Origin of the sequence: Pseudomonas sp. P1.31 (assembly GCF_001269815.1) — a bacterium.
GTDB lineage: Bacteria > Pseudomonadota > Gammaproteobacteria > Pseudomonadales > Pseudomonadaceae > Aquipseudomonas > Aquipseudomonas rustica.
The window spans coordinates 652189-664718 of record NZ_LHVN01000007.1; the positions used below are offsets into that span (position 1 = coordinate 652189).

Here is a 12530-nt window from a genome sequence, read left to right on the forward strand (position 1 = left end):
ATCGGATTGTTTGGCACATTTCCCAGGCTTAATCTGCAGTGACTCCGGCGCTGAACCTCGCGCCTTTTTATCACTGGCGATTCATTACAAAAACAGGAGCCCGCTCCATGGCTGAGATCCTTTCGCTGCACGACGCGGTGAAGCAATTCGTCAACGACGGCGACACCGTCGCACTCGAAGGCTTCACTCACTTGATCCCTACGGCCGCAGGTCATGAAATCATTCGTCAGGGCAAGAAAGATCTGACGCTGGTGCGGATGACGCCTGACCTGATCTACGACCAACTGATCGGCGCCGGTTGCGCACGCAAACTGATTTTCTCCTGGGGCGGCAACCCTGGCGTGGGTTCGCTGCACCGTCTGCGCGATGCGGTCGAGAAGCAATGGCCGCAGCCGCTGGAGATCGAAGAGCACAGCCACGCCGACCTGGCGAATGCCTACGTCGCCGGCGCTTCCGGCCTACCGTTCGCGGTACTGCGCGCCTACGCCGGTTCCGACCTGCCGAAGGTCAATCCGCTGATCAAAACCGTCACCTGCCCGTTCACCGGTGAAGTGTTGGCGGCCGTGCCGTCGGTGCGCCCGGACGTGACCGTGATCCACGCACAGAAAGCCGACCGCCAAGGCAACGTGCTGCTGTGGGGCATTCTCGGCGTGCAGAAAGAAGCCGCACTGGCCGCCAAGCGCTGCATCGTCACCGTCGAAGAAATCGTCGACAACCTCAACGCACCGATGAACTCCTGCGTGTTGCCGACTTGGGCCTTGAGCGCAGTCTGCCATGTACCCGGCGGTGCACATCCGTCCTACGCCCACGGTTACAACGAGCGCGACAATCGTTTCTATCAGGCGTGGGATCCGATCGCCCGCGACCGTGAGACGTTTACCGCGTGGATCAACGAATACATCCATGGCTGCGCTGACTTCAGCGAGTTCCAGGCCAAGTTGGCCGCTGCTTCGGAGGCCAAGTAATGACTTACACCACCAATGAAATGATGACCGTCGCTGCGGCCCGTCGCTTGAAGAACGGCTCGGTGTGCTTCGTCGGCATCGGTCTGCCGTCGAAAGCTGCCAACCTCGCGCGCCTGACTTCGTCGCCGGACGTGGTGCTGATCTACGAATCGGGCCCGATTGGTGCCAAGCCGAGCGTGCTGCCGCTGTCCATCGGTGACGGCGAACTGGCGGAAACCGCTGACACCGTCGTCCCGACCGGTGAGATTTTTCGCTATTGGTTGCAGGGCGGACGCATCGACGTCGGTTTTCTCGGCGCCGCGCAGGTCGACCGTTTCGGCAACATCAACACCACCGTGGTCGGCGATTACTTCTCGCCGAAAGTGCGCCTGCCGGGTGCCGGTGGCGCGCCGGAAATTGCCGGTTCGGCAAAAAGCGTGTTGATCATCCTTAAACAGTCGGCGCGTTCGTTTGTCGACAAGCTCGATTTCATCACCTCGGTCGGTCACGGCGAGGGCGGCGATTCGCGCAAACGTCTGGGCCTGCCGGGCGCCGGGCCGGTCGGGATCATCACCGACCTGTGCATCATGGAGCCGGAAGAGGGCACCCACGAATTCGTGGTCACCGCACTGCACCCGGGCGTGACCCGCGAGCAAGTGGTCGCGGCCACCGGTTGGGCGATTCGTTTTGCCGACAGCGTTGAGACCACCGCGGAGCCGACTGACGTCGAACTGACCGCGCTGCGCGATCTCGAAGCGCGCACCGCCGCCGCCCACGGTCAGGCACCGGGAGAAGCATGATGCGTGACGTTTATATCTGCGACGCGATTCGCACGCCGATCGGCCGTTTCGGCGGCGGACTGTCCGCCGTTCGCGCTGATGACCTGGCCGCCGTGCCGATCAAGGCCCTGATGGAGCGCAATCCCTCGGTGGACTGGAGCGCCATCGACGAAGTCTTCCTCGGCTGCGCCAACCAGGCCGGCGAAGACAACCGCAATGTGGCACGCATGGCGCTGCTGTTGGCGGGCCTGCCGGAAACCGTGCCGGGCGTGACCCTCAATCGTCTGTGCGCTTCGGGCATGGACGCGATCGGCACGGCATTCCGCGCCATCGCCAGCGGCGAGATGGAGCTGGCGATTGCCGGCGGCGTCGAGTCGATGTCCCGCGCACCGTTCGTGATGGGCAAGGCTGACGCGGCGTTTTCGCGCAACATGAAACTGGAAGACACCACCATCGGCTGGCGTTTCATCAACCCGCTGATGAAGGCGCAATACGGCGTCGACGCGATGCCGCAGACCGCTGACAACGTCGCCGACGACTATAAAGTCTCGCGCGCCGATCAGGACGCTTTCGCCCTGCGCAGTCAGCAACGCACCGCCGCCGCGCAGGCTGCAGGATTTTTCGCTGAAGAAATCGTCGAAGTGCGGATTGCCCACAAGAAGGGTGAAACCGTGGTCAGCCAGGATGAACATCCGCGCGCCGACACCACGATTGAAGCGCTGACAAAATTGAAGCCGGTCAATGGCCCGGACAAAACCGTTACCGCCGGCAATGCCTCCGGGGTCAACGACGGTGCCGCGGCGCTGATTCTGGCTTCTGCCGAAGCGGTGAAAAAACATGGCCTGACCGCCCGCGCCAAAGTGCTCGGCATGGCCAGCGCCGGCGTGGCGCCGCGCGTAATGGGCATCGGCCCGGTGCCAGCGGTGCGCAAATTGATCGAGCGCCTCGGCGTAGCGGCCAGTGATTTCGACGTGATCGAACTCAACGAAGCGTTTGCCAGCCAAGGCTTGGCGGTGCTGCGTGAATTGGGTCTGGCGGATGACGCCGCGCAGGTCAACCCGAACGGCGGGGCGATTGCCCTTGGTCACCCGTTGGGCATGAGCGGTGCGCGATTGGTGTTGACCGCGCTGCATCAACTGGAAAAGACCGGTGGCAAGAAAGGTCTGGCGACCATGTGCGTCGGTGTCGGCCAAGGTCTGGCCCTGGCCATCGAACGCGTCTGACGCAAGCCGTGACGAAAAAGAACAGAGGAAAGCGACATGTCTGACAAGCCTGGTTACCGTCGTCCGCAGGAAGGCACTCAGCCTGAGTACCTGCACCCGACCTATCAATCCACCAACCTGCGCTCGCCGTCGAAGCCGTTGGTGTTTCTGCCGCATTCGCTGTCGGAAATCACCGGGCCGACCATCGGCGCCGAACGTGTAGGCGACACCGATAACGATCTGACCGCCCAGCATGCAGGCGAGCCACAGGGCGAACGCATCATCATTCACGGCCGCGTGCTCGACGAAAACGGTCTGCCGGTGCCGGGGATTCTCGTGGAAATCTGGCAGGCCAACGCCGCTGGCCGCTATAACCACAAGCGCGACGTGCATGATGCGCCGCTGGATCCGAACTTCACCGGCACCGGCCGCACCGTGACCGACGCCGACGGCTGGTATCAGTTCCAGACCATCAAGCCTGGCGCCTATCCGTGGGGCAACCACCACAACGCCTGGCGTCCGGCGCACATTCACTTTTCGCTGTTCGGGCCGAGCATTCTTACGCGCCTGGTTACGCAAATGTATTTCCCGGGTGACCCGCTGCTGGCCTACGACCCGATCTACAACTGCGTGCCGGACACTTCGGCCAAGGAACGCCTGATCGCCAGTTTCGATCTGGAAAAAACCATTCCGTCCTACGCCCTCGGTTATCGCTGGGACATCGTGCTGCGCGGGCGTGAAGCCACGCCGATGGAGAAATAAGATGACGCTGACTGCGACCACGTCCCACACCGTCGGGCCGTATTACCACATCGGCCTGACCTGGCTGAACCGCGAAGACCTCACCGTCGAACAAACCCTCGGCGAGCGCGTGGCGATCACCGGGCAAGTGGTGGATGGCAACGGCGATGTCGTCAACGACGCCATGCTCGAAGTCTGGCAGGCGAATGCTGCCGGCAAGTACGACCACCCGGAAGATGAGCAGGACAAAGCGCTCGATCCGAACTTCGAAGGCTTTGGCCGCGTGCCGGTGGATGCTGAAGGGCGCTTTCGCTTTACCACGATCAAACCGGGCACGGTTGAAGGGCTGAAGGGCTCGACCCAGGCGCCGCATTTGGTGGTGTTGGTGTTTGCCCGTGGCTTGGTGAAGCACTTGCTGACGCGGATCTACTTTGAAGGCGAGCCGGCCAACGTTGATGATCCGTTGCTCGAATGTGTGCCGGCTGAACGCCGCGCGACCTTGCTGGCGAAGAAGGATGAATCGGGTGTTTATCAGTGGAATGTGATTTTGCAGGGCACTGATGCCGAGACCGTGTTCTTCGATTATTAAGATCAAAAGATTGCAGCCTGCGGCAGCTCCTACATGATCGTTCCCACGCTCTGCGTGGGAACGATCAATAGATCACCACCCCCCCCCTGTGGGAGCGGGCTTGCTCGCGAAGGCGGAGTGTCAGTCGACAGATGTATCACCTGACACACCGCTTTCGCGAGCAAGCCCGCTCCCACAGGTGAAAACTGTGTTGCATATGGAACTGTGGAACGGGACTGTTGCAAAGTATGTCTAGACTCTCACTGTCCCTATCGAGTGAAAAACAATGACAACCACCACCTCCCATTACACCGGTGAAGAGCGCAGCAAGCGCATCTTTGCCATTGTCGGCGCCTCGTCCGGCAACCTTGTCGAATGGTTCGACTTCTACGTCTACGCCTTTTGCGCGATCTATTTCGCTCCGGCGTTTTTCCCCTCCGATAACCCGACGGTGCAACTGGTCAACACGGCTGGCGTGTTCGCTGCCGGCTTCCTGATGCGTCCGATCGGTGGCTGGATTTTCGGTCGGATCGCTGACAAACACGGCCGCAAGAAATCCATGCTCATCTCGATTCTGATGATGTGCTTTGGCTCGCTGCTGATCGCTTGCCTGCCGACCTACAACAGCATTGGCGTCTGGGCGCCGATCCTGTTGCTGTTCGCGCGTCTGCTGCAAGGCCTGTCGGTCGGCGGTGAATACGGCGCCACCGCGACCTACATGAGCGAAGTTGCGCTCAAGGGCCAGCGCGGATTTTTCGCCTCGTTCCAGTACGTGACCTTGATCGGCGGGCAACTGCTGGCGGTGTCGCTGGTGGTGATCCTGCAACAGTTCCTCACCGAAGAAGATCTGCGTGCTTACGGCTGGCGGATTCCGTTTGTTGTGGGTGCAATTGCGGCGGTGATTTCGCTGTTCCTGCGTCGCTCGCTGAAAGAAACCACCAACAAGGAAACCCGCGAACACAAAGACGCCGGCAGCATCCGCGCGCTGTTCCGCGATCACAAAGCCGCGTTCATCACCGTGCTCGGTTACACCGCCGGTGGCTCGCTGATTTTCTACACCTTCACCACGTACATGCAGAAATATCTGGTGAACACCGCCGGCATGCACGCCAAGACCGCCAGCTACATCATGACCGGCGCGCTGTTCTTGTATATGTGCATGCAGCCGCTGTTCGGCATGCTCGCCGACAAGATCGGTCGACGTAACTCGATGCTCTGGTTCGGCGCGCTCGGCACGCTGTTCACCGTGCCGATTCTGTTGAGCCTGAAAAGCGTCAGCAGTCCGTTTCTGGCGTTTGTATTGATCACCGTTGCGCTGGCGATCGTTAGTTTCTACACCTCGATCAGCGGCCTGGTGAAAGCCGAAATGTTCCCCCCGGAAGTCCGCGCCCTCGGCGTTGGTCTGGCGTACGCGGTGGCGAATGCGATCTTCGGTGGTTCGGCGGAATTCGTCGCGCTGAGCCTGAAGAACATCGGCATGGAAAACTCCTTCTACTGGTACGTGACGGCGATGATGGCGATCGCGTTCCTGTTCAGTCTGCGCTTGCCTAAACAAGCGGCGTATTTGCACCACGATCTCTAACCCGATGCGCGCGGGCCGTGATGGCCCGCGCCGGCAAGGATTTTTATGACTCAGCGACCGGGCAATCAATTGTTCGATGCCTACTTCACTGCCCGCGATATGCGTGAGGTGTTCTGCGATCAGGGCCGCGTGCAGGCGATGCTCGACTTCGAAGCGGCGCTGGCCCGGGCCGAGGCGCGGGTCGGCTTGATTCCTGCTTCTGCGGTGGCGCCGATTGCGGCGGCGTGCAGCGCCGGTCTGTATGACTTCGCGGCACTGGGCGAGGCGATTGCCACGGCGGGTAATTCGGCGATTCCGCTGGTCAAGGCGTTGGGCAAACAGATTGCCGCGACCGATGCAGAAGCCGAGCGTTATGTGCATTTGGGCGCGACCAGTCAGGACGTGATGGATTCCGGGCTGGTACTGCAATTGCGTCAGGCGCTGGAATTGATTGAAAGTGATCTGGCGCAATTGGCCGATTCGCTCGCCAGTCAGGCGCAACGTCATGCTGCGACGCCGCTGGCCGGACGCACGTGGCTGCAACATGCGACGCCGGTTACCCTCGGCATGAAAATCGCCGGATGGCTGGGCGCCGTGACTCGCAGCCGTCAGCGTCTGCGCGAACTCAAACCGCGTCTGCTGGTGCTGCAATTTGGCGGCGCCTCGGGGACGCTCGCGGCGTTGGGTGAGCAGGCGATGCCGATTGCCGAGGCGCTGGCCGAAGAACTGCAACTGACCTTGCCGGAACAACCGTGGCATACCCAGCGTGATCGCGTGGTGGAGTTCGGCGCGGTGCTCGGTTTGATCGCCGGCAGCCTCGGCAAATTCGGCCGCGACATCAGCCTGTTGATGCAGACCGAAGCCGCTGAGGTTTTCGAGCCATCAGCGCCGGGCAAGGGCGGTTCGTCGACCATGCCGCACAAACGCAATCCGGTCGGTGCAGCGGTGCTGATCGGTGCGGCGACGCGTGTGCCGGGTCTGGTCTCGACGCTGTTCAGCGCGATGCCGCAGGAGCACGAACGCAGCCTCGGTTTGTGGCATGCCGAATGGGAAACCTTGCCGGAAATCTGCTGCCTGGTTTCCGGTTCGCTGCAACAGGCTAAATTGCTCGCTGAGGGTCTGGAAGTCGACGCTAAGCGCATGGCGCGCAACCTCGAACTGACCCAAGGGCTGGTGCTGGCCGAAGCGGTGAGCATCGTCCTCGCGCAACGGGTTGGCCGCGACACCGCGCATCATCTGCTCGAACAATGCTGCAAACGCGCGGTGGCCGAGCAGCGTCATTTGCGCGCCGTACTCGGTGACGAACCGCAAGTCACCGCCGAATTGAGCAGTGCTGAACTCGATCATCTTTTGAACCCCGCCCATTACCTCGGCCAGGCGAAAACCTGGGTCGAGCGTGCGGTGGCCGAACACAACGCATTGTCTGTCTGAAAGGAGAAGGCTGTGGCTTTCGTTCAACTCGCCGATGGCGAACTGCACTATCAAATAGACGGCCCGGTCGATGCGCCGGTGCTGGTGCTGTCCAACTCGTTGGGCACTGATCTGCACATGTGGGACGCGCAGATGCCGGTGTTCACCGAGCATTTCCGCGTGCTGCGTTTCGACACCCGTGGTCACGGCAAATCACTGGTTACGCCGGGGCCGTACAGCATCGAGCAACTCGGTGACGACGTACTCGGTTTGCTGGATGCGTTGCACATTGATCGCGCGCATTTCTGCGGACTGTCGATGGGCGGGCTGATCGGGCAATGGCTGGGGATCAATGCCGGGCATCGTCTGCACAAACTGATCGTCTGCAACACGGCAGCCAAAATCGGTGATCCATCGGTGTGGAATCCGCGTATCGAAACCGTGCTGCGTGACGGCGCGGCAGCGATGGTTGCTCTGCGCGATGCATCCATTGCTCGCTGGTTTACCCCGGATTTTTCCGCTGCACATCCAGCCGCAGCCAAGCAAATTACCGACATGCTCGCGGCCACCTCGCCTGAGGGTTACGCGGCCAACTGCGCGGCAGTGCGTGATGCCGATTTCCGCGAGCAACTGGCGTCGATCAACGTGCCGTTGCTGGTGATTGCCGGCACCGAAGATGCAGTGACGCCGCCGTCCGGTGGGCACTTCATTCAGGAGCACGTACGCGGTGCCGAGTACGCCGAGTTCTATGCGGCGCATCTTTCGAACGTGCAGGCCGGTGCTGATTTCAGTGATCGCGTATTGGCGTTTTTGCAGGCTAAGTGAGGAAGTTTTTGTGGACGAGAAACAACGTTACGACGACGGCATGCAAGTGCGCCGCGCGGTACTTGGTGATGCACATGTCGATCGCAGCCTGACCACACTGACCGAGTTCAACTCGGAGTTCCAGGAGATGATCACCCGGCATGCCTGGGGCGATATCTGGACACGTCCGGGCTTGCCTCGGCACACGCGCAGTTTGATTACCATCGCCATGCTGATCGGCATGAACCGCGAAGGCGAACTGAAACTGCATTTGCGCGCGGCGGCAAATAATGGCGTGAGCCGCGGCGAGATCAAGGAAGTAATCATGCAGAGCGCGATTTACTGCGGGATTCCGGCGGCGAATGCGACGTTTCATTTGGCGGAATCGGTGTGGGATGAGTTGGGTACCGAATCCCGCGAGTGACGGTTGAAACCGAAAAAGATCGCAGCCTTCGGCAGCTCCTACATTTGGAATGCGTTCCCCTGTAGGAGCTGCCGAAGGCTGCGATCTTTCGCTCTTCAAACCTTGGCAACAATAAATATCCGCTTGAACGCAAACAACGTATGCCCATCCGCCTCCTGCGGATACTGCGCGTGCACCCGCATCAGATAGTGATAAATAAACCGCGCCTGCTCCGCTGAATCCAGCGCCTGCATCACCGGCCGCAGCGCCGACACTTTCACCCAGTCATACACCGGCGATTTGCCGTCGACCACCTGCAACTGCTCGGTCTCCCAGATATCCAGCGACGTGGTCAGCGGCGCCAGCAAACGGTAGTAATCCTCCAGCGCCAACAACGGCCGCGCCGCCATACGCTGGCGCAGTTCCGGTGTGCCCAATGGCGTGCCGCCGACACCGCCGTCTTCGAGGGTTTCCAGCATCAGCCGATACCACAACGCATCGCGCCAGTCCGGCATATGCGCGGCCAGGCAGCCGCCGGCGTTGAGCTGGCCGAGCAGGCGCGGCAGCAGCGTTTCATGACCATCAATAAAGTGCAGCACGGCGGCGGCAAACAGCAGATCCGCCGGTTGTTCGGGCTGCCAGTCGAGCAGGTCGCACTGTTGCCATGAGGCGTTGATCGGCAGGGCGCGTGCCTCGTCGAGCATCTGCGCTGAACTGTCGATCCCCAGCAAATGCGCCTGCGGCCAGCGCTCGGCCAACAAGCGGGTGGCGATGCCGGTGCCGCAACCGAGGTCAACCATACGTTTGGGGTGGTGCAGGTCGACACGGTCGAGCAATTCATTGACCGGGCGTTGCCTGAGGCGGGAAAACTGCTGGTACGCCTTGGCGTTCCATCGGGTGGTGGCTTCCCCTGCCGTTTCAAGTTTGACGCTCATGAGGTGATCCTCTCTGGCGAATTACAGTTGTCTTCCGATGATGTTGAGGGTTTTCAGGACAACTGCCACACCTTTGCGCGTATCCGTATCGTTCAACAGTTTGAGCAAGGCAAAGACGCTCAGCGATTCGGGCAGTGCCGCAGCTTCAGCTTTGGCCTGGCGCAAAGTGTTACTGGCTGCCCAAGTGGTTGCCGTGGCGGATTCGAACGCCTGCGCGAGCTTTTCCACCATCGCCGCATCCGTCACGTCGATCAGATCGGAAAGCAATGAAAGCAAGTCCACGAGGTTTTCCAGTCTTCCACCGTCAACCAACGGTTGCAGTTTGGCCATGAGGGCGGTGAACCCAGGCGTGGCCGAGATTTCTTCAGGCATATTCATCTGTCATCACTCCTCCCTGTGCAGGGTCAAAGCATGCCTCGGGCCACGGCCCAGTACAGGCCGCGATTGAAACCGTTTCTGAGCAGACCGCCAAGTTTGGTGGGCGGTGTCGGCTGTACATCGTGGGAATAGTCGTACCAAAGAGGCATCCCGGCATTCAGCCCCATTTGCGCCACTGCCTGAACCCGACCGTCATAAACGCTGTTGGGGGCTCCCAAGCGAATTTCGGCGGTGATGTTGTTGGCGATGACGGGTGCCTGGTTATGGCATGCACCACCCGCCTTGCTCACTGGAAGATCTACGGTGTCGCCGATCACATAGACATTTTGCAGGCCATAAACCTGCAGCGTTTCATGATGGGTCGGCAGCCAGCCCTCATCATTCGGCGCTTGTGAGGCGCCGGACTCCCGAACCGCTTTAACTGCACAGATCGGCGGGGTAGCCATCAGGATGTCGAATGGTTGTGCATCACCTTCGGCTGAATAGGCGACTTTTGCGTCGGGGTCGACCTTGCTCAGAGTGAAGCCGCGCTGAAAGTGGATACCTTTCTGTTCAAAAATGTCCGGCAGGATTTCGCCCGTGGGCCGTTGCAGAAACAGGCAATTACGCAAGAGTTGGGCGACGGTAGGGTAGGTGTAAATGATTTCTACCTTGTCACGGACACCTCGGCGACGCAGGAAATCATCAAGCATCAATGTCGTTTCTACCGGAGCAATGCCGCACTGGTGAGGGACGTTGGGTGTTTGCGGGAAAGATACCGTAATGAAAATCCGGCCTTTTTCGATGGTGCTCAGCCTTTGTGCCAGTTGACGGGCGGGTTGGTATTGATAGAAGTGATCGCCAGCCTCTTGCAATCCCTCAATGCGTTCAGGTGCAGGCACGCAGCCAGTGGCGATGACCAGAAAATCATAGTCATAGCGTTTTGCGCTACGGGTTTTCAGGTACTGGCCAGGAAAATCGAAGTGGGTGACTTCTTCAACGTTAAAGTGGATTTCCGGGCGTAACAGTGAACGTTCCGGGCGTTTGAGCTCTTCATTGAAGAACTGATTAAACGCTACGTACATGAACGCCGGTTTGTAGAAGTGATCGGGGGAATTGGATAGCAGGGTGATCGAGACGTCGCCGCGAAGGATTTCCGGATACAGCTTGCCGGCCAGTTGATTGGCCAGCATGGTTCCGCCTACACCGCCACCGACGATAACTATTCGCTTATTCATACCTGACCTCCGAGGTCATGGCAGCTTCGCGTACAGCATCCGGAGATAACGGAAGAGAAAAAGGGCTCCTACTTCGGACTGGAGAGAGTAACCACTTACTGACTTTATCTGTGTTCGTACAATCCGCCAGTCGATACGACCGACGGAGTGCCTTAACGAGCCACGCTATTGAAGTGACCGTTCGCTGATCACAAAAGGCTGATCGGGTAACTGACAATCAAACGATTCTCGTCGAATTCGTTATTGCTGAAATCCCGGCGCATGGTCGAGTTGCGCCATCTGACGTTGAGATCTTTGAGCGTGCCGCTCTGCACGGTGTAGCCCAGTTCCGATTCGCGGCCCCATTCCTTGCCGTCGGTGATGGTGCCGGTGTGTACATTGTCGCCGCTGATGTAGCGGTTCATCAGGGTCAGGCCGGGCACGCCCAACGCGGCGAAGTTGTAGTCGTGGCGCAGCTGCCACGAGCGTTCCTGCGCGTTGTCATAACTGGCGTTGTAACTGTCGTTGGCCAGCGTGCCGCCGCTGGTGCCGTTGACGCGCATCCATGCGCTGTCGCCGGTGAGTTTTTGCAGGCCGACGTAGAAGGTGTTGCCGCCGTATCGGGCCGAGAACATCCCCGACCAGGTCTTGTTGTCGAGATCGCCGGCGCGCGCGCTGCCGTCGTCCTTGCCGTAGAAGAAACCGAGGTTGGCGCCCAGCGTCCAGTCGCCAAGCGGTTGGCTGTGGGTCAGGTTGACGTATTGCTGGCTGTAGATGTCCTTGAGTTCAGCGTTCCATAAGCCGATCTGGGTGCGCTTGTCGTTGAACACATATTCGCCGCCCTGAAAGTTGAATCGATCCGAGGTGAACGCCGCTTTGCCGGTCATCGACATGTCGCTCATGCTGCTGTCGTCGCGCGGGCTGTTGGCGCGGAACTGGCCGCCGTAGAGGGTCAGCCCGTCGATTTCTTTCGACGTAATCTGGCCGCCACGAAAGGTTTGCGGCAGCGAGCGACCGTCGTCCGAACGCAGGATCGGCAGCACTGGCATCCATTCGCCGACCTTCACTTCGGTCTGGGAAAATTTGGCCTTGAACGCGACGTTGGTGCGGCCGAAGTTATCCGTCGGGCGACCGTCGTGATCCAGTGGCAACAACTGCGTGCCGCCCGTGCCTTTGCCGCCATCGAGTTTCAACGAATACAAACCCAGCACGTCCATGCCGAACCCGACGGTGCCTTGGGTGAAGCCGGATTTGGCGTCGAGGATGAAGTTCTGCGTCCACTCTTCAGCCTTGCCCTGCGCCTTGGTCGGGTTGGTGAAGTTGCGGTTGATGTAGAAGTTGCGCAGGTTGAGGTTGACCTTGGCCCCTTCAATAAACCCCGCTTCTTCAGCCGCGACGGGGAGGGCGGCACCCGCCAGGGCCAGGGCCATGAGGCCGGGAAATGCGTAGGGCGCAGGGGAGGTGGTCATAGCTGGGTCTCTCTTGTTTTTTTGAGGCAAACGGAATGCGCTGCGGCCGTTTTTGTGGCGCAGAAATGCGATGGATTCAGGGGGCGGAGCGGCGGCGATCAGCCGGACGGAGCAGGGCGTGGGAGCATGTGGCGAACCTG

General features: G+C 60.2%; 13 protein-coding genes. 9 read left to right on the forward strand and 4 right to left on the reverse strand.

What is annotated here, in order from left to right:
- Positions 1–107 precede the first annotated feature (107 nt).
- The 9 genes from AD669_RS06250 to pcaC all read left to right on the forward strand — a co-directional run bounded on the left by AD669_RS06250 (position 108) and on the right by pcaC (position 8433).
- Complete coding sequence (locus AD669_RS06250) at positions 108–965, forward strand: CoA transferase subunit A (RefSeq protein ID WP_053117863.1); 858 nt, start codon at positions 108–110, stop codon at positions 963–965.
- Positions 965–1744, forward strand: a complete 780-nt coding sequence (locus AD669_RS06255) for a CoA-transferase subunit beta (RefSeq protein WP_016982817.1) — start codon at positions 965–967, stop codon at positions 1742–1744. Before AD669_RS06250 ends, AD669_RS06255 begins: the two co-directional genes overlap by 1 nt.
- The gene (gene pcaF, locus AD669_RS06260; RefSeq protein WP_172680077.1) at positions 1741–2946 is read left to right on the forward strand and encodes a 3-oxoadipyl-CoA thiolase; all 1206 of its coding nucleotides are present in this window, start codon (positions 1741–1743) and stop codon (positions 2944–2946) included. Before AD669_RS06255 ends, pcaF begins: the two co-directional genes overlap by 4 nt.
- Positions 2947–2982: 36 nt before the next feature.
- Entirely contained in the window at positions 2983–3687 is a 705-nt protein-coding gene (pcaH, locus tag AD669_RS06265) for a protocatechuate 3,4-dioxygenase subunit beta (protein WP_053117867.1), read from the forward strand.
- 1 nt (position 3688) lies between these two features.
- Entirely contained in the window at positions 3689–4255 is a 567-nt protein-coding gene (pcaG, locus tag AD669_RS06270) for a protocatechuate 3,4-dioxygenase subunit alpha (protein ID WP_053117869.1), read from the forward strand.
- A 265-nt stretch (positions 4256–4520) separates the two neighbouring features.
- Positions 4521–5816 carry an MFS family transporter gene (locus AD669_RS06275; protein WP_053117871.1) on the forward strand — a complete coding sequence of 432 codons (1296 nt, stop codon included), beginning with the start codon at positions 4521–4523 and terminating at the stop codon, positions 5814–5816.
- A 45-nt stretch (positions 5817–5861) separates the two neighbouring features.
- Complete coding sequence (locus AD669_RS06280) at positions 5862–7226, forward strand: 3-carboxy-cis,cis-muconate cycloisomerase (RefSeq protein WP_053117873.1); 1365 nt, start codon at positions 5862–5864, stop codon at positions 7224–7226.
- Positions 7227–7238: 12 nt separating this feature from the next.
- The gene (pcaD, locus tag AD669_RS06285; protein WP_053117874.1) at positions 7239–8030 is read left to right on the forward strand and encodes a 3-oxoadipate enol-lactonase; all 792 of its coding nucleotides are present in this window, start codon (positions 7239–7241) and stop codon (positions 8028–8030) included.
- 10 nt (positions 8031–8040) lie between these two features.
- Positions 8041–8433 (forward strand): 4-carboxymuconolactone decarboxylase, encoded by a 393-nt coding sequence (pcaC, locus tag AD669_RS06290; protein ID WP_011332825.1) that lies wholly within the window; start codon positions 8041–8043, stop codon positions 8431–8433.
- 95 nt (positions 8434–8528) lie between these two features.
- Here pcaC and AD669_RS06295 read toward each other — a convergent pair whose 3' ends face one another.
- The 4 genes from AD669_RS06295 to AD669_RS06310 form a co-directional block, all read right to left on the reverse strand.
- Positions 8529–9347, reverse strand: a complete 819-nt coding sequence (locus tag AD669_RS06295) for a methyltransferase domain-containing protein (protein ID WP_053117876.1) — start codon at positions 9345–9347, stop codon at positions 8529–8531.
- A gap of 21 nt (positions 9348–9368) precedes the next feature.
- Positions 9369–9725, reverse strand: a complete 357-nt coding sequence (locus AD669_RS06300) for a DUF1641 domain-containing protein (RefSeq protein ID WP_053117877.1) — start codon at positions 9723–9725, stop codon at positions 9369–9371.
- A gap of 26 nt (positions 9726–9751) precedes the next feature.
- The gene (locus AD669_RS06305) at positions 9752–10942 is read right to left on the reverse strand and encodes an FAD/NAD(P)-binding oxidoreductase (protein WP_053117880.1); all 1191 of its coding nucleotides are present in this window, start codon (positions 10940–10942) and stop codon (positions 9752–9754) included.
- A 188-nt stretch (positions 10943–11130) separates the two neighbouring features.
- Entirely contained in the window at positions 11131–12390 is a 1260-nt protein-coding gene (locus AD669_RS06310; protein WP_053117882.1) for an OprD family porin, read from the reverse strand.
- Positions 12391–12530: the final 140 nt, after the last annotated feature.